Source organism: Rhodoferax potami, assembly GCF_032193765.1.
Lineage (GTDB): Bacteria > Pseudomonadota > Gammaproteobacteria > Burkholderiales > Burkholderiaceae_C > Allorhodoferax > Allorhodoferax potami.
In genome coordinates this window covers 530,865-553,379 of sequence record NZ_JAVBIJ010000001.1, presented here as the reverse complement: position 1 = coordinate 553,379, position 22,515 = coordinate 530,865, and the positions used below count along the sequence as shown (strand labels likewise).

Annotated in this window: 24 protein-coding genes; 6 read left to right on the top strand and 18 right to left on the bottom strand. The window is 60.9% G+C overall.

Going from position 1 to position 22,515, the window contains the following annotated elements; all coding sequences use genetic code 11:
• Window positions 1–96 precede the first annotated feature (96 nt).
• Window positions 97–741 carry a DsbC family protein gene (locus RAE21_RS02680; protein ID WP_313880025.1) on the top strand — a complete coding sequence of 215 codons (645 nt, stop codon included), beginning with the start codon at window positions 97–99 and terminating at the stop codon, window positions 739–741.
• A gap of 3 nt (window positions 742–744) precedes the next feature.
• Here RAE21_RS02680 and RAE21_RS02675 read toward each other — a convergent pair whose 3' ends face one another.
• The 3 genes from RAE21_RS02675 to RAE21_RS02665 form a co-directional block, all read right to left on the bottom strand.
• The gene (locus RAE21_RS02675) at window positions 745–1,419 is read right to left on the bottom strand and encodes a YitT family protein (RefSeq protein WP_313880024.1); all 675 of its coding nucleotides are present in this window, start codon (window positions 1,417–1,419) and stop codon (window positions 745–747) included.
• Between the two features lie 72 nt (window positions 1,420–1,491).
• A complete protein-coding gene (locus tag RAE21_RS02670; protein WP_313880023.1) occupies window positions 1,492–2,331 on the bottom strand; it encodes a M90 family metallopeptidase in 840 nt (279 codons plus the stop codon).
• 98 nt (window positions 2,332–2,429) lie between these two features.
• Window positions 2,430–2,867, bottom strand: coding sequence for a universal stress protein (locus RAE21_RS02665; RefSeq protein WP_313880022.1), 438 nt, complete (start codon window positions 2,865–2,867; stop codon window positions 2,430–2,432).
• A 146-nt stretch (window positions 2,868–3,013) separates the two neighbouring features.
• Between RAE21_RS02665 and RAE21_RS02660 the strand changes: the two genes are divergently transcribed.
• Complete coding sequence (locus tag RAE21_RS02660; protein ID WP_313880021.1) at window positions 3,014–3,916, top strand: hypothetical protein; 903 nt, start codon at window positions 3,014–3,016, stop codon at window positions 3,914–3,916.
• Window positions 3,917–3,938: 22 nt separating this feature from the next.
• On the opposite strand, the gene RAE21_RS02655 is transcribed toward RAE21_RS02660, so the two are convergent.
• Together RAE21_RS02655 and ylqF are read right to left on the bottom strand one after the other, a co-directional pair.
• Window positions 3,939–4,670 (bottom strand): SOS response-associated peptidase, encoded by a 732-nt coding sequence (locus RAE21_RS02655; protein WP_313880020.1) that lies wholly within the window; start codon window positions 4,668–4,670, stop codon window positions 3,939–3,941.
• Between the two features lie 68 nt (window positions 4,671–4,738).
• A complete protein-coding gene (gene ylqF, locus RAE21_RS02650; protein WP_313880019.1) occupies window positions 4,739–5,752 on the bottom strand; it encodes a ribosome biogenesis GTPase YlqF in 1,014 nt (337 codons plus the stop codon).
• Between the two features lie 170 nt (window positions 5,753–5,922).
• Here ylqF and RAE21_RS02645 point away from each other — a divergent pair, with 170 nt between their 5' ends.
• Window positions 5,923–6,495, top strand: a complete 573-nt coding sequence (locus RAE21_RS02645; protein ID WP_313880018.1) for a hypothetical protein — start codon at window positions 5,923–5,925, stop codon at window positions 6,493–6,495.
• Here RAE21_RS02645 and gshA read toward each other — a convergent pair.
• Window positions 6,492–8,033 carry a glutamate--cysteine ligase gene (gene gshA / locus RAE21_RS02640; RefSeq protein ID WP_313880017.1) on the bottom strand — a complete coding sequence of 514 codons (1,542 nt, stop codon included), beginning with the start codon at window positions 8,031–8,033 and terminating at the stop codon, window positions 6,492–6,494. The two genes, RAE21_RS02645 and gshA, sit on opposite strands and share 4 nt — an antisense overlap.
• A 142-nt stretch (window positions 8,034–8,175) precedes the next feature.
• Between gshA and RAE21_RS02635 the strand changes: the two genes are divergently transcribed.
• Window positions 8,176–9,423: a diguanylate cyclase domain-containing protein gene (locus RAE21_RS02635; protein WP_313880016.1), complete on the top strand. Its 1,248-nt coding sequence runs from the start codon at window positions 8,176–8,178 to the stop codon at window positions 9,421–9,423.
• Between the two features lie 21 nt (window positions 9,424–9,444).
• On the opposite strand, the gene RAE21_RS02630 is transcribed toward RAE21_RS02635, so the two are convergent.
• Window positions 9,445–10,356 (bottom strand): SDR family oxidoreductase, encoded by a 912-nt coding sequence (locus RAE21_RS02630; RefSeq protein WP_313880015.1) that lies wholly within the window; start codon window positions 10,354–10,356, stop codon window positions 9,445–9,447.
• Between the two features lie 119 nt (window positions 10,357–10,475).
• Here RAE21_RS02630 and RAE21_RS02625 point away from each other — a divergent pair, with 119 nt between their 5' ends.
• Window positions 10,476–11,330, top strand: a complete 855-nt coding sequence (locus RAE21_RS02625; protein ID WP_313880014.1) for an NUDIX hydrolase — start codon at window positions 10,476–10,478, stop codon at window positions 11,328–11,330.
• 54 nt (window positions 11,331–11,384) lie between these two features.
• On the opposite strand, the gene RAE21_RS02620 is transcribed toward RAE21_RS02625, so the two are convergent.
• From RAE21_RS02620 to RAE21_RS02605, 4 genes are all read right to left on the bottom strand, one after another.
• Window positions 11,385–11,873 (bottom strand): GNAT family N-acetyltransferase, encoded by a 489-nt coding sequence (locus RAE21_RS02620; protein ID WP_313880013.1) that lies wholly within the window; start codon window positions 11,871–11,873, stop codon window positions 11,385–11,387.
• Complete coding sequence (locus tag RAE21_RS02615) at window positions 11,870–12,823, bottom strand: tRNA dihydrouridine synthase (protein WP_313882640.1); 954 nt, start codon at window positions 12,821–12,823, stop codon at window positions 11,870–11,872. The genes RAE21_RS02620 and RAE21_RS02615 overlap by 4 nt, the downstream gene beginning before the upstream one ends.
• A gap of 104 nt (window positions 12,824–12,927) precedes the next feature.
• Window positions 12,928–13,416, bottom strand: a complete 489-nt coding sequence (locus RAE21_RS02610) for a hypothetical protein (protein WP_313880012.1) — start codon at window positions 13,414–13,416, stop codon at window positions 12,928–12,930.
• Window positions 13,417–13,476: 60 nt separating this feature from the next.
• Window positions 13,477–14,199, bottom strand: coding sequence for an AbiU2 domain-containing protein (locus RAE21_RS02605; protein WP_313880011.1), 723 nt, complete (start codon window positions 14,197–14,199; stop codon window positions 13,477–13,479).
• A 215-nt stretch (window positions 14,200–14,414) separates the two neighbouring features.
• Between RAE21_RS02605 and RAE21_RS02600 the strand changes: the two genes are divergently transcribed.
• Entirely contained in the window at window positions 14,415–14,663 is a 249-nt protein-coding gene (locus RAE21_RS02600) for a phage integrase N-terminal SAM-like domain-containing protein (RefSeq protein WP_428983958.1), read from the top strand.
• Window positions 14,664–14,749: 86 nt separating this feature from the next.
• Here the strand turns inward: RAE21_RS02600 and ahpF are convergent, their stop codons facing one another.
• The 7 genes from ahpF to RAE21_RS02565 all read right to left on the bottom strand — a co-directional run bounded on the left by ahpF (window position 14,750) and on the right by RAE21_RS02565 (window position 22,511).
• Complete coding sequence (ahpF, locus tag RAE21_RS02595; RefSeq protein WP_313880010.1) at window positions 14,750–16,306, bottom strand: alkyl hydroperoxide reductase subunit F; 1,557 nt, start codon at window positions 16,304–16,306, stop codon at window positions 14,750–14,752.
• A 165-nt stretch (window positions 16,307–16,471) separates the two neighbouring features.
• A complete protein-coding gene (gene ahpC / locus RAE21_RS02590) occupies window positions 16,472–17,035 on the bottom strand; it encodes an alkyl hydroperoxide reductase subunit C (RefSeq protein WP_313880009.1) in 564 nt (187 codons plus the stop codon).
• A gap of 192 nt (window positions 17,036–17,227) precedes the next feature.
• Complete coding sequence (locus RAE21_RS02585; protein ID WP_313880007.1) at window positions 17,228–17,680, bottom strand: DUF4864 domain-containing protein; 453 nt, start codon at window positions 17,678–17,680, stop codon at window positions 17,228–17,230.
• 198 nt (window positions 17,681–17,878) lie between these two features.
• On the bottom strand, window positions 17,879–19,390 hold the full coding sequence (locus tag RAE21_RS02580; RefSeq protein ID WP_313880006.1) for a tripartite tricarboxylate transporter permease: 1,512 nt from the start codon (window positions 19,388–19,390) through the stop codon (window positions 17,879–17,881).
• A gap of 34 nt (window positions 19,391–19,424) precedes the next feature.
• Window positions 19,425–19,913: a tripartite tricarboxylate transporter TctB family protein gene (locus RAE21_RS02575; RefSeq protein ID WP_313880005.1), complete on the bottom strand. Its 489-nt coding sequence runs from the start codon at window positions 19,911–19,913 to the stop codon at window positions 19,425–19,427.
• A gap of 52 nt (window positions 19,914–19,965) precedes the next feature.
• A complete protein-coding gene (gene tfpB / locus RAE21_RS02570; RefSeq protein WP_313880004.1) occupies window positions 19,966–21,756 on the bottom strand; it encodes a type IV pilus assembly ATPase TfpB in 1,791 nt (596 codons plus the stop codon).
• The gene (locus RAE21_RS02565; RefSeq protein WP_313880003.1) at window positions 21,753–22,511 is read right to left on the bottom strand and encodes a class I SAM-dependent methyltransferase; all 759 of its coding nucleotides are present in this window, start codon (window positions 22,509–22,511) and stop codon (window positions 21,753–21,755) included. Before RAE21_RS02565 ends, tfpB begins: the two co-directional genes overlap by 4 nt.
• Window positions 22,512–22,515 lie beyond the last annotated feature (4 nt).

Here is a 22,515-nt window from a genome sequence, read left to right as displayed (position 1 = left end):
GGCTTTGGCACCGTTGCCTGTAAAGTAGTCACTGCGGGAACCAATGCCGCTTTTCACGACTCTACCCGCGCTAAAACTTTTACACGCTGCAACAACATGACCATCAAGTCCCCCTCGTCTTCCGCCTTCGCTTCGCCCTCACTGCCCCAGCGCAGCCGCCTGCACTTGCTGGCACTGCCGGCCTTGTTGGGCTTGGGCGGTCTGGCCGGTTGTGGCGACAAGAAAGACGAGACGGCAGCGCCCGCTGCCAAATCCACGGCGCTGAGCCCTGCACAGGCCTACGACAAGATTGCTGCCGAGGGCAAAGGCTTTACCGTGGGCGCACTCATGGCAGCCAACCCGGCTTATGTGCTGTTTGACCCCCAGTGCCCGCATTGCGGCCATTTGTGGACAGCGTCGCAGGCGTTGCTGCCCAAGGCCAAGTTTGTCTGGATTCCGGTGTCGTTTATCAACGGCAAGAGCGCTCCGCAGGGCGCTGCGATATTGACCGCCGCAAACCCCGCCGAGTTCATGGCTGCGCATGAGGCCTCGCTGCTCGCCGGCAGTGGTGGCACCCCGTTGCCAGCGTCAGTACCGCCGGAAGTGGAAGCCATCATCAAGGCCAACACGGTGTTGTTCAATGACCTGGCTGCCGAATCGGTGCCCTACATGGTGGCCAAGAATGTCAAAACCGGCCAAGTGGTGGCCAATGCGGGTGCCATGCAAACGGCAGCATTGGCTGAGTTTTTGGGCGTGAACTAAGCGCTACAGCACCGCGTAGCGGCCCGGGCGGTGGTTGACCGCGATAAACAGGTTCATCACCACCGCGGCCAACACCGAATAGGCGACCCGCACCGGGTCGACCACAGTGAGTGCCAGTAGCACGATGGTGCAGTCCATGCCCATTTGAACCATGCCGGCCCGCCAACCGCGTGAACGCTGCAGGTACAGCGACACAATGGTGGCGCCTCCCAAACTGGCCCGGTGCCGCGCCAGAAACAAGCACCCCGAGCCCAGAAGCAGGCCACCCAGCACGGCCGCATAGGCCGGGTGCAGCCGCTCGATGGCAAACAAGCGCGGAGACCACTCAGCCATGGCAGACAAGAAGCTGATGGCCACAAAGGTTTTGATGGTGAACTCGCGGCCCATGCGCTGCCAGGCAAACCAGTAAAACGGCAAGTTGATCAAAAAGAAAAGCTTGCCCAGGCTGACGCCGGTCGCGTAGTGCAGCACAAATGCCGCCCCCGCAGTGCCGCCGGTCAGCAGTCCTGCCTGGCCGAACAAAATCAGCGCAAGGCTCACGAACAAGGTGCCGGTAAAGATGGCCTGCGCATCCTCAAACCAGGTGTGCTGCTGCACCGCCCCCTGCAATGCGGAGGGCAGCTCAACCGGCCCGCGCAGGGGCTTTTCTGGGGCGTTGGGGGGTGTGGAGGTCGACATAGGCCTTACGGAGCAAGCATTGTGCCGTGCCAGCCCGTGGCATGTTGACACGCTGCTTACCAGGCCACCCGCTCACCAGGTGGAAGGGTCGACCTTGAAGTAGCCCTGCAATTCGCGGTAGAGCGCGGCGTCGTAGCTGCGCAAGGCCGCACCTTGCTCAAAAAAAGCTTCGGTGGCGACCGAGAAAAACTCCGCAGGGTCTTGCGCGCCATAGTGGTCCAGCAGCACCTGCTGGTGCATGAAGGCCTCGCCTTGCAGGCGCTCGTAGGCGGCGGTGAACACCGCCTTCCAGCGGGCGGGGTGGTGATCCGCATCACCGGGCAGTGGCAATGGTGCGCCGATCGCCTGGCCGTTTTCCTGGTCCAGCTGGTGGGCGAATTCATGGATGACGACGTTGCGGCCATCGTGCGCATCGGCAGCGCCTTGGAGCACGTCTTGCCACGACAGTATGACCTGCCCTTCCGACCAGCTCTCACCGGCCAAAGAGCGCTGCTCGGCGTGCTGCACACCCGCCGCATCGGTGTGCTTGCGCTGCACGACAAAAGCAGCGGGGTACATCAGTATCTGGCGCACTCCGGCAAAGTAGTCCGCCGGCAGCCCGCGGGTGCGGTTGAGCAGCAGCAGGCAGGCGTTGGCGGCGACCACGACCCGCATTTCTTCAGTCACCTGCAAACCATCGCAACCGATAAAGGTTTTTTCGGCCACAAAAACCTGGATGTGCTTTTTGAGCTGCAGCTGCAGGTCTGCCGGCAAACGGGCAAACAAGGGAACGCGCTTGCGCAGGTGTTTGCGCCAGCCGGGCGGGAACGGTTGCTGTTGCAAGCGCTCGCGCCGCCAGCGCATCCAGCGCGGATACCCCAGCAGCCCGATCAGCAGCAACAACGCTGCAAGGCAAAAAATCAAAAAGGCCACAAGCTCTCCATCAGCGGCGTTGCACTAGCCGGTTAACTGGAGCCCCCGCGGCCTTTTTCAAGCACGCCCGTCCATGCGGGGGTGCCGTGGGGTCAGGGTTAGCGCGCTACCAGTACCGGCACCGAACTCTGGGCGACCACTTTGGCTGCCACACTGCCGAGCACCAGGCGTTCAATGCCCGAGCGCCCGTTGGAGCCGATCACGATCAGGTCGACGCCCAGCGTCTCTGCCGTTTGCACGATTCCGCTCACGGCGGTGACATCTTCCACAAAGCGGACATCCAGCGCCACCACAGACCCCTCACGGCACAGGGCATCCACATGCGCATGGGCTTGGGCGGCGAGCTGCTGACCGGCCGCCGCATAGGCCTGTAAACCAGCTGGATTGAGCTCGCCAATGCCAATATAGGGGTACGGGTCCGCCACATACAAAGCGGTGAGCTTGGCGCCGTGGGTGCGGGCCAAATCCACCGCCAAGCGGGATGCATGCTCTGAAGACGCAGAGCCGTCGGTTGCCAAAAGAATGTGTTTGAACATGGGAGCCTCCTGTAAATCGATGCCCTCACTGTGCGGGAAGGCGGCGCAGCCGGTCTTGACCTGCGTCACACAGAGGTGCCGACCCGGCCCACACGGGCTGTCACATGAGCGCGCTACACTGTTCTGAAAATACAAGGAGCGTAGAGATGCTGCGACTCTTCAAAGCACTAGCCGTCGTTGGCATATCAATCACCGTGTGGCTGCAGCCTGCAGCTGGGGCGACATCGCCCATGCAATACACCTATCCGCCCCCCGAGAGCGGCTCGGATGTGCGCATGCAGTTTTACTGGGATGTATTGCAGCTCGCCCTGGAAGAAACACGCCCCAAGTGGGGGCCCTTCCAAATGCAGCCAGCCCCCAAAGTCATGACGCCTGCGCGCGCAGAAATGCAGCTGAGCAACAGCCAAGACATTTCCGTCATGGCGCGCACCACCAGCCAGGACCGTGAGCGCAAGCTCTTGCCCATCCGCTTGCCCCTGGACAAGGGCCTGACCGGTTACCGCCTGTTTTTGATCAAGGAGGTGAACCAGCCCGCCTTCAGCGGCATTCGCAGCACCAGCGAGTTGCGGCAGTTCACCATCGGGCAGGCTGCGAACTGGATCGATGTGGACATCTTGCGCAACGCCGGCCTGGAGGTGGTCACCGCCCCGACGTATGAGAGCCTGTTCCCCATGTTGAGCGCGGGGCGGTATGACCTGTTTTCGCGCGGTGTGAACGAAATCAGCGCAGAGTTGGCTTCCAACATCGGCAGCTACCCCGACCTCGCGGTGGAAAGAAAACTGCTGCTCTACTATCCCCTGCCCCGCTACTTTTTCTTCACCCGCTCGCCCGAAGGTGAAAAGCTGGCTCAGCGGGTCGAGGAAGGCTTGAAGCTATTGATGCGCAATGGCAAGTTCCAAAAGCGCTATCTGGTCTTCAAGAAAAGCATCCTCGCGGACCTGAGTCTCTCAGGCCGGCGGGTGATCCGCATCGCCAACCCCATGCTCTCTCCCGAGACGCCCTTGGCTGACAAAGAGTTGTGGGACACGTTAGAGACCGAGCTCCGCTGAGTCCGGCCAAAGCTACCACCGCCTAAAACAACGACAAGTTTTCTGGCGGAGGGGTCTGGGGCTTGGCGTTGCGCGCAGCCGCAGGCGCCGCACGCGGCACCGGGGCGGGCTCAGCGTGCATTTGCTCGGCGGGAAAGCGCGTCATAAACGCCATCGCCTGCTGCGGGCTGGCATGCAGCCAATCGGCGTAATGCGCAGCGGGCACGATCACCGGCATGCGCTTTTCATCCCCGGGTCGGTGCATCCGCCCCATCACCGGGTGGCCATCGGCATTGACTGTGAGCAAGGTAAAGCTGTCGGCTTGCTCGCCACTGGCTTTGTCGGTCCAACGCTCCCAAAGGCCGGCTACCGCAAACGGCTCTTTGTCGTGCATGGCCATCCGCCAGCGGGTTGCCCGGCCGCCTTGGGTGGCGGCATCTTCCCAGCAGGGTTCAAAAAAGCACTCCATCGGCACCAGCGCCCACTGGCGAGCCGCCCAGGCATGGCGAAAACTGGGCTTGATAGCCACTGTCTCACTGCGGGCGTTGTAAGTGCCGCGGGCCAACTCACGGGCGTGGCGGGCGTCTTTGCTCCAAGGCGGCACTAGCCCGAACTGCGCCAGCTGCACCGCTGCCCCACCGGAGCTGCGCACCACCATCGGGGCGGCGTAGCCGGGGTAGGTTTCTGCCGGCCAGCCGGGTGCTGCCGTGGCCACCGTGCCCAGGCGCTTGTCTAAAAAATCAGTCCGGGCCGAGGGAATGAAGTTGGTGCACATCAGGAAATTGCTATAAAAATCATAGCTACTAGCGCAGGTATATCGTGCGCTACATGCTGATTTGACTCTTATTCGACCTCAGGCTCTGGTGAAGCTCCTTGGCCGGCAGCTGCCTCCCGCTCGTCGCTATGGCGGGGCTGTGCCGGGCGCTTGACCTTTTTGAGGCGGATAAGGCGCGCCATTTCGATGGCGTCTTTCTTCATCTGGCGCTCGGCGTCGATCTGCTTGCCCTCGGCCAGCAACTGGGCAAACTGCTCCGGGGTCTCCAGGGTGATGCGGCCCAGCACCGCGCTGCGGAAGTCGTGGATCACGATCTCGGCGGCTTTGTTGAGATTGATGCGCCCGCCCGACTGCAAAGCACCACGCTTGCGGCCGATGGCGTCCAGCAACTGCTCGTCGGTTTGCCCGGCCACACCGGTGAGCTTGTAGCGCGCTTCCAGTGTGGCGGGATAGTGCTGGCGCAGGTAGTCCAGCAGTTCGAGGGCGACTTCTTCTTCGTCGAAGGCATTTTTGCCGATGGCACCGCTGGCCGCCAGGTTGTAGCCACTCTTGGCCACGATGATGCGGGGCCACAGAACGCCGGGGGTGTCATAGAGGTAAAAGTCGTCCGCAATCGTGATGCGCTGCTCGATCTTGGTGACGCCGGCCTCGTCGCCAGTTTTGGCGGCGCGCTTGCCCTTAAGAGTGTTGATCAGAGTGGACTTGCCCACGTTGGGAATGCCGCAAATCAGCACTCGCATCGGCTTGGCCATGCCGCCCCGATTAGGGGCCAGCTCGTGGCAGGCAGCCACCAGCGCTTTGGCGGGGGTGGTCATGCTCGCATCGAGCGGGAGGGCGCGCACGCCAGGCATGGCGTTGTAATGCGCCAGCCAGAGTGCGGTGCGCTCGGGGTCGGCCAGGTCTTGTTTGTTGAGCACTTTGAGCGCGGGCTTGCCTGCGGTGAGCTCGGCGAGCATGGGATTGGCGCTGGAGCCGGGCAAGCGGGAGTCCAGCAGTTCAATCACCACATCGATCTCTTTGATGCGCTCTTGAATCGCCTTGCGGGTCAGGTGCATATGCCCCGGGAACCACTGAATTGCCATGCCGTGTGTCTTTCTGCCTGTCGCTAAACCCTGCATTGTCCCGTATGTGGCCGCCACGCGCCGCTTAGACAGCCGCCCCTAGGAAACAGGCGGTATTTAAGGTGCCTTCACTAGGGGGGATCTTGAGAATCCATGTATTCCCTCACGATTTCACTTTGCAGGAGCTGCACATGCGCACGACCACCCTTACCCTCGCCACCAACGACCTGATCACCACCTACGGCAACACCGCCAAAAACGTGATCAATGCCTACCGCGTCGGCAATGCCCGCGCCGCCAGCTACGTTGAAAAAACCTGGTCAGCCGCTGTGCAAAAAGCCGGCAAGCGCATCAGCGGCGAAGTTCGCCGCAACGCCCTCAACGCCCAGAAAAAGCTCACCGGCTACTACGTGCAAGGCGTGACCTTTACCACCGACGGTGCAGACGCTGCCGTCGACAAAGCCGTCGAGCTGGCGGGCAAGAGCCTGGAACAAGTGGCAGTGAACGCCACCCGTTTTGAGCAAACCACCGGCCTGAGCACACTGGGCACAGTGGCCAACGCCGCAGTGCCTGCCGTAGTGGCTGTGAATAAAGTGGCCGCCAAGCTGGAAGCCAAGAGCAGCGACCTGGCGATCCGCTTGGCTGGCTCGAAAGTCAAAGCCAAGGCTGCAGGCGCCAAGCGTGTGGTGAAAAAGGCAGTGCGCAAGGCCGCCCCCCGCGTGCGCAAAGCCGCTGCTGCTGTAGAAGCGGCAGTCGCAGTTTAAGCAGCTGCTGTGCTGCGGCGCCCTGCCAACAAGCGGTGGGGTGCCAAAAACTCTTTGAGGTAGACATCAAACGGCATGGTGTCTGCCGCCTCGATGGCGCGCTGGTCGCTCCACGACACCGCGGACTCTTGCTCAAAGAGGGCCTGCTGCTCGGCAGGCAAGGCCTGCGCCAGCATGGCATCCCGCGTGCGGTTGCTCTGGGCTAACACGAAGGCCGCGAACGAACCCCCGTGGTCTTTTTGCATCGCCTGCAGCACCCGGGCGGATGGCAAGGTATCCGGCTGATCCAACCCCACCTTAGCCGCTTGCAAGGCAGAGGTGTACAGCGTGTTGCCATGGGCCGCATCGAGCGCCTGTGCAAAAGGCTGCATCTGGGCCAAGAGATCGCGCCCCCAATCGACCAGCGTCACCGGCTGCCCGTCGCGCTGCAATAGCAAACCGGGTTGGCGGCCTCGCTCAGCCACGTCTTGTTGGTTGCGCGCCAGCGCTGTGATCTCGGCGGGCGAATCGTCCGGGCTGGCGGTGCCCAAGCTGTGCAGCAAAAACACATCAATAAAACGCATGGTGCTGCTGTTGATACCCACCAGCTCAAACGGATCAAGGTCCATCAGCCGCACTTCCACATATTCGACGCCGCGCTCGCGCAGCGCGTGCAGCGGCCGCTCGCCCGGGAACGTGACCCGCTTGGGGCGGATGGTGCCGTAAAACTCGTTCTCGATTTGCAGCAGGCTGGTCCCCAGCTGGCGGTAGGCCCCGTCAGGGCCTTGCACGCCAATGGCCTCGTAGGCCGGGTAAGCCTGGGTCAGCGCGCCTTGCAAAGAGTGGCCGTAGCCCTCCAGGCTGTTGTAGCTCACCGCGAGCGACGATTGCGCGTCGCTCTGGTAGCCCAGCCGCCCCATGCGCAGCGAAGTGGCATAGGGCAAATACATGGTGCCTTCGCTCAAGGGCTGCAGCTGGTGCTGGCGGCCCGCCACAAAGGTGGAACACACCGCCGGCGAGGCGCCAAACAAATACAACAACAAAAACGCATGGCGCCGGAAATTGCGGATCAACCCGAAATACGCTTCGCTGGACACATCCGGCATCGACCAGTTGTAGTGAATGCCCGAGATGGTTTGCATGCGCCGGCCATAGCGATTGCCCAAGCCCATGCGGTACACGGTTTTGGAGCGGCCCACATTCGAGCTGCCGTATTGGCCCAGCGGAATCGCGTCGTCATCAGGCAAACAACACGGCATGCTCGACACCCACAGCCGCTCTTCGCCCATGCTCTGCAGGGTAAAGCGCTGCACATCGGTGAGCTCTTGCAGGCAGTCTTCAGGCTGGGCATGCACACCAGTGATCAACTCCACCTGCGACTCACTGAAGTCGGTGGTGATGTGCGGATGCGTCAGGGCCGAGCCCATGGCCTGGGGGTGCGGCGTCATCGCCAAGCTGCCGCTGGAGAGCGCGCGCAGGCTTTCTTTTTCCAGCCCGCGGCGGATCCCGCGGAGCCGTTCGGGAGTCAGGGCGCTGAAGGCCTCTTGTGTGTTATCCATGACCAAAGGCCCTTCAGAAATCAAACGGGGGGCAAAGGTACCACAGGCGCATGAAACGTGCAGAGCAGCGGTTTCCCCCGGGCATGAGGGCCTAGATAGCGTTGTTTCCCGCTATTTCAAGGCTTTGCGCTTTGGCGCAAACATGAATAATGGCGCCATGGGTGTCACCGAAATCATCATCTGGTCATGCTTGCTCGGGGGCCTGCTGACCCTGAGCTGCGGGGCCGTGGGTGAAATTTTGAGCGACAACAACCCGGGCGCCTGGCGCGCCTTGTCTTATGTGCTCGTTCTCGGCGGCTCCGGCGTGGTCGGCAGCGGGCTGCCTTTGGCCTTGTTTCCCGACCTCTCCCCCCAGACACTGCAAACAGTGCAGAGCATCATCAGCCCCCTCAGTGGTGCGCTGGTGCTGTGGTACTTGGGTGTCTGGCTGGGCGTGGCGCTGGTCGACCGGATGCTCTACGTCACTATCAATTGGGGCGCTGCAGCCATGGTGAGCGTGGCCGCCCTGCAGGCGCTCATTGGCCTGGGGCTTATCAGCACCGGCAGCCTCAACCCCTTGTGGATTTCTGCGGTGGTGTGCACCACCGGTGTCTTGTTTGCACTGCATGCCAGTGTGCGGGCCTACCGGCTGGGCGACGACTTGGCCCGCTGGATGGCGGTGGCGTGCGGCTTTCTGGCGGTGATGGTGGTCGGGCTCTACACCTGCGCGCTGTGGCCTACGGCCATCCCGGTCGGTGGCAAAGCCGTGATTGCACTGTGCGCGCTGGTGCACTTTTTGATGGGCATCCGCTTGTCCATGCGGCGCAACCAGGCCAACAGCCGGCTCAAGCGGCGTGCCAGCGACACCGTGGGTTTTGACCGGGCCACAGGCCTGCCCACCGGCTCGGTGTTGCTCACCAAGGTGGACGATGCCCTATGGCGGGCTGAGCGCGCGGGAGTGGGCTGTGCGGTGGTGGCGCTTCATTTGCGGAATTTGTATTCCATGAGCGAGTCGGCCGGGCACGCCATTGACCAACAAATACTGACCGCTGTGGCAGCCCGCGTGCGCAGGGCGGTGGGCTTCCGTTATGTGGTCGGCCTGTACCACCCGCGCTGCTTTGTGATGGTGATTACCCATGCAAATCGGCCCCAAGAGGTAGACCGCATGATGTTCAGGCTGAAGGCACTGGTTTCAAGCCGCCTGCTCCTGAGCGATCCGCAAGCGGGCGGGCACCACTTTCAGCCGGTGTTTGGCTTGGGTGTATCGCATTGGATGCCCGGCAGCTCGTCCGCACAGCAAGTGCTCGACGACACTGAGCAGCGCGCCTTGGCCCAGGTGCAAGCAGAGTCGCCGCGCGAGGCAGCATCCACCGGCTCTGCAACCTTGACCGCCGCTAGCCCGCTCAGCTAAGGCCAGCGGACCGGCCTGCTGTTAACCGGCCAGGTGAGACAAGGCGCGGGTCACCTCTTGGCTGCCCTGCGCAGCGCCACTCTCCGGCACCATGTCGCCCGCGCGGGCCAGCACCTGCCGCAGGTTCGCGGCTAGGGTTTCAGTCGCTTGCGCATCCAGCCCGATCCACGCGCCTTGTGTGAGGGTGATGTGCGCTGCTTCCACACTACCAGCACCGGCGCACAGCGTGGTGCGGGTGGGCGCGTCTTCAGACACCAGCACCAGCATGGCGGGCACCACGGCTTCGGGCTTGAGGGCGGCCAGCACTTGGGGCGGCATCAGGCCTTCGGTCATACGGGTGGCGGCCGTGGGCGCCAGGCTGTTGACGTGGATGTTGTTTTTGGCGCCTTCCAAGGCCAGCGTTTGCATCAAGCCCACCAGCGCCAGCTTGGCAGCGCCATAGTTGCTCTGGCCGAAGTTGCCATACAGCCCGGAGCTGGACGTCGTCATGAGAATGCGGCCGTATTTCTGCTCGTTCATGTGCGGCCACACGGCCTTGCAGCAGTGCACCGCGCCCATCAAGTGCACATCCACCACGGTGCGGAAGTCGGCAATATCCATCTTGGCAAAACTCTTGTCGCGCAGGATGCCAGCGTTGTTGACCAAAATGTCTACGCGGCCCCAGGCATCAATGGCCTGCTGCACCATGGCCTGCACGGCCTCAAAGTCTGTGACCGATGCGCCGTTGGCGATAGCCTCGCCACCCGCCGCGCGGATCTCAGCCACGACCGACTCAGCCGCAGAGAGCGAGCCACCGGAGCCGTCGCGCGCGCCGCCCAGGTCGTTCACCACCACTTTGGCGCCGCGTGCGGCCAGGGCCAGCGCATGTTGGCGACCTAAGCCGCCGCCTGCGCCCGTTACGATGGCCACGCGGCCTGTGAAATCTAATGCCATGCTGTGTCTCCTCAAATGGTTGGATCAGGCTAAGGGCAAGTCCGTAGGCCCGTAGTCAGCTGCTGGTACTTTAATTCAAGCAGTTGCTCACTAAAAAACAAAAGAGAAAAGACAGTCCCATGCAAGACATGCTCGAACCCACCTCCGGCGCTGCGCGCGACGCATCCACCGTGGTGCTGCTGCGCGACACGCCTGAAGGCCTTGAGGTTTTTTTGATGAAGCGCAGCGGCCTCTCGGACACCTTTGGCGAGGCCTATGTGTTTCCCGGCGGCAAGCTGGACGCGCACGACAGCAGCCCCGCCGCCCTTGCCGCCCTGAATGAACCCGCCACCGCACTTGCCCACCGCTTGGGCGAACCCGAGTTGCACCACGACACTGCCGCCGCCTTGTATGTGGCCGCCCTGCGCGAGTTGTTTGAAGAAGCCGGCGTGCTCTTGAGCGCAGCCGCCCACCGGCCAGCCGGCGTGTCGCCCGCCGATTGGCAGGCATGGCTGGCCGCCCCCGCAGCCAGCCTGGATGCCACCGCCCTGGTGCCCTGGAGCCGCTGGATCACCCCCCGCATGGCCGCACTGAGCAAAAAGCGCTTCGACACCCGCTTCTTTTTGGCCATGGCACCCAGCGACCAGATCGCCAGCCATGACAACCACGAAACCACCGCCAGCATTTGGCTGAAGCCAGTAGAAGCACTGCAACGCTACTACCGCCAGGAGATTGAAATGGCTCCGCCCCAGATCATGAGCCTGGGGCACCTGGCCCGCTACGCCACTGCGGCCGACGCCATCCGGGCGGCGCAGGCCCAACTACCGCCCTGCGTGCTCCCCGAGAATTTTGAAGAAAACGGCACCACCGTGCTGAGCTACCCCGGCGACCCACGCCACTCGGTGCCCGCGCGCGCCCTGCCCGGCCCTACCCGTATGTTGGTGCGCAACAAGCGCTTTGTACCGGAAGGCCCGCTGGAGAGTTTGTGGAGTTGAGTACCGCGCAGAGCGCTACAAAATCAGTAGCTGCTTGCGCATATTCCACGAGCGCTAGAGGCCTATTTCCTTTATAAAAAGCTGCTCGGTCACTTCTTTGCCCCACTGTGACCCCGGCTGGCTTTGGACTAGTTCAAAGCCATGTTTCTCATACAAATGCCGCGCGGCCAGCAGTCCTTCAAACGTCCATAGGTGCACCTGCCGGTAGCCCCGTGCCGCGCAGAACTCCAGCGCCGCCGTGAGCAATTGCGTGCCTATGCCCTGGCCGCGTGACGCGTCTGAGTTAATGAACCAGCGCAGATGCGCACCCGCTGTCTCGTGGTGCGACCCATCTATGGCGATGGAGCCGTGAATCACCCCGTCTTGCTCGGCCAGCCAGAGGCCGTCGCGGCCCTCTTGATAGTCCACGCAAAACCCCGCCAAGCCAGAGGCCACCTTGGCTTCAAAGGAAACACCAAAGCCTGCGGTGCGGGCGTAGTAACTGGCGTGCAATTCAACGATGCGGCCGATACAACCGGGGCGGTAACCGAGATGAATATTCATGTCTGCGGGACTCTACTGCGTATCCAGGCATCCACATCGCTGGGTTTGACCAGGGTGCGCATTTCATCAAACGCGAGCTGCGCTTCAGGGTAGTGGCGGCGCAGCAGGTTGAGCCACTGCTTCACGCGGCCAGCCTGCTGTTTTTGCTCCAGGCGAGTGCTGGCCACTTGCCAGAAAGCGTGCATCAGCGGGCCCAGGTCTTGCCACGTCCAGTCATCGCCCGGCTGGGCAATGCTGTCAGGCGCGGTGCCCATGGCCGCCAAAATACTGCGGGCCAGCGCCGGGCGGGCCACAATGCCGCGACCCAGCATCAGCGTTTGGCAGCCGCTTTGCGCCACCGCAGCTTGGGCATCTTGCACGTTCCAGATTTCGCCATTCACCACCACCGGTACCTGCACCGCACCCCGCACATCGGCCACGCGGTCCCAGTAGGCGGGCGGGCGGTAGCCCTGGGCTTTGGTGCGGGCGTGCACCACGATCTCGGCAGCACCGCCAGCCTCCAGCGCACGGGCGCAATCGAGGGCCAGGCTATCGTCGTTGTAGCCCAGCCGCATCTTGGCGGTCACGGGAATGTGGGCCGGTACCGCCGCGCGCACGGCGGCCACGATGGTGTGAAGAATCTCGGGGTCTTGCAGCAGCGTGGCACCACCGCCATGGCGGTTCACCACCTTGGCCGGGCAACCGAAGTTCAGGTCAATACCGGGCGAGCCCATCTCGGCCAGGCGTGCTGCGTTCTCGGCCATGCAGGTTGGGTCTGAGCCCAGCAGCTGCGGCCACACCGGCACACCCGCATAGGTGCGCGCGCCGAACTCCAGCTCGGGCACGGTGCGAAGGAGCGCCTTCTCGGACATCAGCGAGTGCGTGATGCGGATGAACTCCGACACGCACTTCTCCACCCCGCCCACACGGGTCAGGATGTCGCGCAACACAAAGTCGAGAAGCCCCTCCATCGGGGCGAGGTAGATACGTACGGGCACAGGAATGGGGAGATGCGGCTCTGGGGGAATCAGGGGCGCATTGTCACCGCATTCCAATTTCGGGCCTGCGCGTGGCGTTAGTCGCCATTCACGGGTACAGCGCCGTCAATCAGGTTCCAGTGCGCGGTCACGCCCTTGCCGCAGGCCAGTTGGGTGACCTGCCCCGTGCGCTCTTGAATGACACGAACGCCCACCGCGCTGGGGGGCTTGGCACCCTGCTCGTATTCGTCAAACAGCTCATAGGTGAAATCGCCCGAGGTGAACCGCAGTTGCGTGCGGTCCGTCTGGGCGCGAGAGTAATGCGAGTGCACAAACTTGGCGGGCGAGCCCGCCTTGTCTTTGGGAAATTCCAGCTCCACGGCCCCGGGTTTGCCAAAGCGGTAGACCAGATAGCCCGTGCTTGGGCTGGCCAGCAACCGCGGCGACGCACACACCGACACCACCTTGGCCGTGCGCTGCAGCGGGCAGCTGAACACCACCTCTTCGGCGGGTGTGCAGTGGGTCGGTGCTGCGATGCTGAGGACCGGCAACAGCATGAGCAATGCACTGCCAAAAAGTCGAGTCATGAACATTGGAAGTGAGAGGCTCGACCCGGCTTGCCGGGGCGAGTCATCTAGATGGAGGGGTTAGGCGGCCGCATCACTTGGCAGCCAAAACTCTTTACTAGCACTGTTGAGCTGCTCATCCAACATGTCCCAAGCAAACCCCGCATTCCGAATCAGCATGCCGAGGGCTTCAACCAGCTCCTGCATTTCATCGATGGCTCGCTTGACATCCGACCACTTCAGACCGAGGTCTTTTATGTCGATAGGCTGATACTTGTCAGCGACATGTCGAACTTCCGTATGCGCTGTGACTTTGTCGCGTATGGTGAGAAAGCCATTGATGTAGGGAGCAGTGGTGAGCTCATTCCATCTACGGACAGCGCCCGTAAGAATATTGTCGAACTGCAGTCTCCGGGCCTTCTGCTCGCCTAGTTCTATTCGTTCCAGCGCCGCAATGATTTCTGGATCGGTTTCGACCTCAATCGAAGGCAAGACCCAGACTGCGAATCTGTCCCTCAGTTCATCCGCTGTCGACTGAACTTGGACGCTTTCTATTAAGTTGCGGATGCTCGGTGTTCGAGGATCTTTGTCCAGCGCAAGCTTGGCGATGTCCTGTGCGCAAGAGAGGAAGAGCGAATGCCGAAGGGTGATGAATCCTCTCGCTTGACGGCCGGATCCCCTGCGATTTGCGACCTCTTCGCTGAAGAGCATGGGATCAAGAAATGCGTACCGCTCTCTAAGGCGCAGGAAGCCGTCGAGCAAGTGACTGGCATGCGCTTCGAGCTTCTCGAACTGGGAAGGCATTTCGGTTGCCTAAAGTGTTATGGACATCAAACGAGTCTTATGTACAACTTTGCAACTTACCATGACCGCCTCCCAGCATCTTGTTTAAGTGTTTGATTTATAACTGACCTTGAGAAGTCTGCGGCGAATGCCCTCCTTCGAATACGCCAACAAATTCGGCAAAGGCTTCACCGCCACATCATCAGCCCCTGCGCGCTAACCGCCTGCTTGACCAAGTGCGTGAGCGGTTGCGGTACATGCACTACGGCCTGCGCACCGAGCAAACCTATGTCTACTGGATACGCTGGTTTATCCGCTACAGCGGTCTTCGCCATCCCAAAGACATGGAGCGCCCAGAAGTTGAGGCGTTTCTGACCATGTTGGCAACGGAGCGCAAGGTTGCTGCATCTACCCGTCGGCAGGCACTTGGCGCATTGCTCTATTTGTACAAAAAACAACTTGGGCTACAGGGGCTCGAGGACTAGCCAAGTACTATCAAATTTATAGCTGCTCGCGCAACAAAAAAGAGGGCCGCAGCCCTCTTTTTCTTGTAAACCGCAGCGCACAAGGCTCAGTGCCGGATCAAGTGGTCAAACGCACTCAGCGCGGCCTTGGAGCCTTCGCTGGCTGCAATCACGATTTGCTTGTAGGGCACGGTGGTGCAGTCGCCTGCGGCAAACACGCCGGGCACGTTGGTGTGGCCTTTGGCGTCCACCACGATTTCGCCGAACTTGCTCAGGTCGACCACGCCCTTCAGGAACTCGGTGTTGGGCACCAGGCCAATTTGCACGAACACGCCTTCCAGCGCCACGTGGTGCTCCACGCCGGTGGCGCGGTCTTTGTATTTCAGGCCGTTGACCTTGCCGTCAGCACCCGTGATCTCGGTGGTTTGGGCGTTGGTGTGCACGGTCACGTTGGGCAGGCTGTGCAGCTTTTTAACCAGCACGGCGTCGGCCTTCAGTTGGTCGGCAAACTCAATCACGGTCACATACTTCACCACGCCAGCCAGGTCGATAGCGGCTTCGATGCCGGAGTTGCCGCCGCCGATCACCGCCACGTCTTTGCCTTTGAACAAGGGGCCGTCGCAATGCGGGCAGTAGGCCACGCCTTTGTTTTTGTACTCGGCCTCGCCGGGTACGTTCACATTGCGCCAGCGGGCGCCGGTGGACAAGATCACGGTTTTGGCCTTGAGCGAGCCGCCATTGGCCAGCACCACTTCGGTCAAGCCACCGGCTTCTGCGGCGGGCACGATTTTGTCGGCGCGCTGCAGGTTCATGATGTCCACGCCGTACGAGCGGGTCTGCGCTTCCAGGGCGGCGGCGAACTTGGGGCCATCGGTTTCTTGCACCGAGGGGTAGTTCTCAATGGCCATGGTGTCGTTGGTCTGGCCGCCAAAGCGCTCGGCCGCCACACCCACACGGATGCCTTTGCGGGCGGCGTACACCGCAGCTGCAGCACCTGCGGGGCCACCGCCAACGATGAGCACGTCAAACGCTTCTTTAGCACTCAACTTGGCAGCGTCTTTGTCGGCCGCGCCGGTGTCGAGCTTGGCCACAATTTCTTCGACCAGCATGCGGCCGTTGCCAAACAGCGCGCCGTTCAGGTAGACGCTGGGCACCGCCATGATTTCGCGGGCATTGATTTCGTCTTGGAACGCGCCGCCTTCGATCACGGTGGTTTTGACCTTGGGGTTCAAGATGGCCATGAGGCTCAGAGCCTGCACCACGTCCGGGCAGTTGTGGCAGGTGAGGCTCATGTAGACCTCGAAGTTGAAGTCGCCGTCCAGGCCTTTGATCTGGTCGATCACGTCTTGCTCGACCTTGGGTGGGTGGCCGCCGGTCCACAGCAGGGCCAGCACCAGCGAGGTGAATTCGTGGCCCAAGGGCAAGCCGGCAAAGCGCAGGCTGGTGTCAGTGCCAGCGCGCTTGAGGCTGAAAGATGGCTTGCGGGCATCGGTGCCATCGAATGCCACAGTGATCTTGTCGCTGCGCAAACTCTGGATGGTTTGCAGCAGGTCGCGCATTTGCGCGGAGTTGTCGTCATCACCCAGGGACGCCACCATCTCGATCGGCAGCGTGACGCGCTCTAGGTAAGCGCCGAGTTGGGATTTGAGGGTGTCGTCTAACATGGTGATTCCTTGTTTGCTATCTATTTAGTAGCTATCAGCGCACATTGTGTGTGGGCTACAGCCATATTTCGGGTAAAAAAAAGCCGGACGGCCTGCTGCACATGCCGCAGGACGCTGTCCGGCTGGTGAGCGGCTTGCGCCGCTCTACCGACGGGTGCCGGTGATTTAGATCTTGCCGACCAGGTCGATGGAAGGAGCGATGGTCTTGGAGCCTTCGTTCCACTTGGCTGGGCACACTTGGCCTGGGTTGGCGGCGGTGTACTGGGCAGCCTTCAACTTGCGCACGGTTTCCTTGACGTCGCGAGCGATTTCGTTGGAGTGCACTTCAGCAGTCTTGATGACGCCTTCGGGGTTGATGATGAAGGTGCCGCGCAGTGCCAGGCCTTCTTCGTCAATATGCACGTCAAAAGCGCGTGTCAGGGCGTGTGTAGGGTCGCCGATCAGGGGGAACTTGGCCTTGCCCACTGCGGGGGAAGTCTCGTGCCACACCTTGTGTGCGAAGTGGGTGTCGGTGGTCACGATGAACACTTCAGCGCCGGCCTTCTGGAATTCAGCGTAGTTGTCAGCTGCGTCTTCCACTTCGGTGGGGCAGTTGAAGGTGAATGCTGCGGGCATGAAAATGAACACATTCCACTTGCCCTTGATGGACTCGTTGGACACGGTCACGAACTTGCCGTTGTGGAACGCTTCGTTCTTGAAGGGAGCGATGGTGGTGTTAATCAAAGACATGGTGATTTCCTCTTGAATTGGTTGTTCGATAAGTGAACGGGTTGAATCTTAGGGCCTGTTTGCGATGTTTAGGGTTGATTGATCCAATCAAGCAGATTGGCAAAACCTATAACGGGGCATTCAAGCCCCACCCGTTATCGCCAAAAGACATGACGCTGATGTGAATGGCCAGCGGCCAAGCTGGCCGGGGCTTTACACGAAGGTGCCCTGCTCGCCCTGTATGTGGCAACCGCTGATCAGCCACTCTTTGTTTTTCTGGAGCTCCAGGGTGTAGGCCACCATCCAGCTCACGCCGTTTTCGTCGGTCAGGCGCACTTTCACCAGCGCTTCTTTGCCGATGATGGTGGGCTTCAGGAACGCAGCACTGGCATGGCGGTAGACCACCCCGTATTGCACCTTGACCAGCACCATGAAGTTCTGCGCATTGCCCGACATCGCTTTGATGCCTGGGGAGGCGAGTCGAAAAGCCTGCTCAGCGTCGTCAGCTGCGAAAGCATCGAATTGCTTTTGGATCACGGCAATTACAGCAGCTTCACTTTTGGCGCTCTGCGCCTGAGCCGGGCCGGCAGCGTACGCGGCAAAAAACCCCATCAGGGCCGCAACGCGAAACACAGACTGAAAGAACCGGGTAGCGCTGGAGACCATAGAACCCCCTGACAGTAAGGAAGCCGGAAGCCGGTGCAACCAGTCTATGACAACGCCCGGTAGCCATGCGGCTACCCCAACCGCTTACCCCAGTGAAACGTTAAGGATCTCGCCGTGCCAAACACGGCCACACCGAATCACCCCCATGAAAAAAGGCACCCGGAGGTGCCTTTTGCTGGATAGGGCTGCAGCAGGAAATCAATCGTCCACAAACGCCTCTTCCCGCTTAGCCTTGATGGAAGGCAGCATCACCACGACAAGCAAAGCCAAAGCCGCCAGCAGCAGGGATGCAGACAGAGGCCGTGTCACAAACACACTCCAGTCGCCACGGGAGAGCAAGAGTGCCCGGCGCAAATACTCCTCCATCATCGGCCCCAGAATAAATCCCAAGAGCAGCGGTGCAGGCTCAGTACCCAGCTTGATGAACAAATAACCAATGATCCCGAAGATCGCCACCATCCAGATATCGAAGGTGTTGTTGTTGGTCGAATACACACCGATCGCACAGAACAGCACGATAGAAGGGAACAACCAGCGGTAAGGCACGGACAAGAGCTTGATCCAGATACCGATCAAAGGCAGGTTCAGGATCACCAGCATCAGGTTACCGATCCACATCGAAGCAATCAGACCCCAGAAGAGTTCCGGATTGGCTGTCATCACCTGCGGTCCGGGCTGGATGTTGTGGATCGTCATCGCACCCACCATCAACGCCATCACCGCATTGGGTGGGATACCCAGCGTCAGCAGAGGAATGAAAGAGGTTTGGCTGCCAGCGTTGTTCGCCGCTTCAGGAGCTGCTACACCACGGATGTTGCCCTTGCCGAAAGGTACTTCACCGGGCTGGAGCTTGGTCTTCTTCTCAATCGTGTAAGCCGCAAAGGCTGCCATCACTGCACCACCACCGGGCAAGATACCCAACAGTGAGCCCAAGGCAGTACCACGCAGAACAGCAGGCACCATGCGCTGGAAGTCTTGTTTGGTCGGCAAGAGGCCGGAGACAGAAGCGGTAAAGATCTCCCGCTCACCCGCACTCTTGGACAGGTTGCTGATGATCTCGCCGTAGCCGAAGACGCCCATGGCGATCACGATGAAGCCGATACCGTCAGTCAGCTCAGGGATATCAAAGCTGTAACGGGCCACACCGGAGTTCACATCGGTGCCTACCATCCCCAGCAAGAGACCCAAGAGAATCATGGCAATCGCCTTGAGCAAAGAGCCCGAGGCCAGCACCACCGCACCAATCAAGCCCAGAATCATCAGGCTGAAGTATTCGGCAGGGCCGAACTTGAAGGCCAGCTCGGTCAAGGGGCCTGCAAAGGCCGCAAGAATCAAAGTGCCCACACAACCGGCAAAGAAAGAACCCAGACCCGCTGCAGCGAGTGCAGGGCCTGCGCGTCCATTACGAGCCATCTGGTAACCGTCAATCACGGTCACCACCGACGAAGACTCGCCGGGCAGGTTCACCAAGATGGCTGTCGTTGAGCCACCGTACTGGGCGCCGTAGTAAATACCGGCCAGCATGATCAAGGCAGCTACCGGCGGGAGCGCATAGGTAGCTGGCAAAAGCATGGCGATAGTCGCCAAGGGTCCGATGCCGGGCAAAACGCCGATCAAAGTACCAAGCAAACAGCCGATGAAGGCATAAATCAGGTTTTGGCCGGTGAAGGCCACGCCAAAGCCGAGGGCGAGGTTGTCAAAGAGTTCCATGGTGTGCAGTTCCTGTCGATGGTTCAGTCGTGGCTTAGGCGGTGAAGTAAGCAGGCCAGACCGGGAACTGCAGTTTGAGGAGAACGATGAAGGCGACGTAGCTCAGGAGCGCCAGGATGGTGGCCAACACAGCGACTTCCTTGAACTTGTGTTCATCACCGGCGTGGCTGGCGATGTAGGTGAGTAGGTAGATGCCCACGATCAGGCCCAGAGGTTTCAAGCCAATGACTGGCAGTCCGCCGATGCAGGCTCCAAACACGAGGTTGGCGCTGATGATGAAGAACAGCGGCTTCCAGGCGAATTTGCCGACCTTGTCGCCGTCTTCGGTTTCTACTACCAGCGAGGTGAAGGTGACTGCGATGCCAATGATGGCAAGGAGCACTCCGAGCACGAGGGGGAAGTAGCCGGGACCCATGCGGGCGCCGGTACCAATGCTATAGGTGCTGGCGCCTAAGGCAAACGCCGCGCCCACCACGATGAACATAAGTCCTGAGAAAAAGTCTTTTTGACTTTTGATATTCACTGTCTCTCTCCTAGTTATAAGTTGTAACTATTTTGCATCAAAATCGGCAAGATTAGCCGGTGAGCGGTGGGGTGGCAGACATCACCTCCTCCATGACGGTGACGCCCTCCGACACACGCAGAGCCCCTGCCAAACGCAGTGGCCGCATGCCATCCACAATGGCTTGTCGGCGCAGAGCATCAATGCCCGGTTCGCCGCTGACCCGCGATTTGAACCCTTCTGTGACCACAAGCAATTCGTACAAACCCATGCGTCCCATGTAGCCCGTCATCCGGCAGTCCACACAGCCCACGGCTTTATAAGGCTTGTAGCCCCCGTTGATTTGCCACGGCTTGACCATTTCGCCCAAGGCTTCGCGCGTGGCTTCTTCATCACGCACCTTGCATTGCTTGCACAAAATGCGAACCAGGCGCTGGGCCAAAACTCCGAGCAAAGTGGCGTTGATCAGGTAGGCCGGTATGCCCAGCTCCATCAGCCGCGTGACCGCGGAGGGCGCATCGTTGGTGTGCAGGGTGGAAAACACCAAGTGGCCGGTGAGTGCTGCTTGCACCGCCATTTCGGCGGTCTCCAAGTCGCGGATTTCGCCCACCATGATGATGTCCGGGTCCTGCCGCATCAGGGCGCGCAGGCCCTGCGGAAAGCCGAAGTCCAGCTGTGGCTGCACCTGGGTTTGGTTGAAAGACGGCTCGATCATTTCGATCGGGTCTTCCACCGTGCTCACATTTACCTCTTCAGTCGCCACCCGCTTGAGGGTGGAGTACAGCGTGGTGGTTTTGCCTGAACCCGTAGGGCCGGTCACCAGAATGATGCCGTGCGGGCGCTTGACCAACTGCTCCCAGCGCGTGGCGTCGTGGCTGCTGAAACCCAAGGCATCGAGGTCTTTGACCGCGTTATCGGGGTCAAAAATCCGCATCACCATCTTCTCGCCAAACGCGGTGGGCAAGGTGGAGATACGCATTTCAATTTCATCACCGCGCGGGTTGCGGGTTTTGATGCGGCCATCTTGCGGGCGGCGCTTTTCAATCACGTCCATGCGGCCCAGCAGCTTGATGCGGGCAGTCATGGCGTTAAGCACGCCCATGGGCATCTGGTAGACCGGGTGCAACACGCCATCGATGCGAAAGCGGATCACGCCCTGCTCGCGCCGTGGCTCGAGGTGGATGTCGCTGGCGCGCTGGTCGAAGGCGTATTGCCACAGCCAATCGACCACCTGCACCACGCCCTGGTCGTTGGCGTCGAGTTGCTTGTTGCTCTTGCCCAGCTCCACCAGCTGCTCGAAACTGGCGCCGTTGTTGGAGCCGGTTTTGTTCGCCGCCCGCACACTTTTGGCCAATGCATAAAACTCGGCGGTGTAGCGGGTAATTTCCTGTGGGCTGGCCACCACGCGCTTGACGCTGCGGCGGCTCTGGCGCTCCACTTCAGCCACCCAATCGGTAATGAATGGCTCCGACGTGGCCACCGTGATCTCGCTGGGGGTGACCACAACAGGCAAAATTTTGTGTCGCTCGGCATAGGCGGCACCCATGGCATCGGCCACCTTGCCCACATCGACCTTGAGCGGGTCAATGCGCAGGTAATCCAGTGCCGCGCGCAGTGACAACCATTGGGTGAGCATCTCAATGTCGAGCGGCTTTTGGTCTGCCGCCCGGCGCATCGATACGGCAGCGAGCCGGACCAGCGGATGCTGCGAACTCTCGGCCTGCGAGCAGCGGGCAATGGTGCGCACGGCCTCTTCTTCTGCGATCACTTTGTCTTGCTTGAGCCACTCCACCAGCAAGCGCCAGTCCAAGGGGCCGTTGTAAGAAACCGCGGAGGAACTGGCTTTTTTGGGGCTAGGGCTCATGTCTTCACCGGCTTGAACACGCGGACCCACTTGTCAGCAGGCAGGCCCCACTCGCTTTGGATGAACTCAGCGCGCTCTTGCATCAGGGCGCGCTTGGGGCGGCTGGGGGTGCGCTGGGCCATCACCACGGTGTTGCCCTCGCGGGTGGACTTGAAGGCCCAGATGGCGTCTTCGCCAAAGGCCTCCGCAATTTTGTCGACGCTGTTGTCAAAGCTCGATGAGCGGCCGAACAGGTTGACCGTCATGCAACCCTCTTCGGTGAGCGTGGCGCGGCAGTCGGCATAAAACGCGGCGCTGTCGAGCACCGGGGCGGCTGCCTCCTCGTCATACAAATCGACCTGCAGCGCATCGACCGCGCCCAGCCATTTTTCTTGTTTGATTTCTTCGGCGGCGTCAGCCAGCACGACTTGCATGCGGCTGTTGTCTGCGGGCAGCTTGAACCAGCCACGGCAGGCGTGCAGCACCTGCGGATTGAGCTCAATGGCGGTGGTCTTCATCTTGAGTTCTTTATGGCAGAACTTGGTGAGCGAGCCGGCACCCAGTCCCAGCTGCAGTGCCTGGCGCTTTTTAACGGTCTGGGGGTCCACAAAGAGCAGCCACGCCATCATGCGCTGGATGTACTCGTGCACCAATACGGTGGGTGCGTCTACCAGCATGGAGCCTTGTATCCATTCGCTGCCCAGGTGCAGGTGGCGGATGGGGCCTTCTTCGGAGAAATTAACTTCGGGGAATGTGATCGGTGCTTTTCGTGCCATGGGG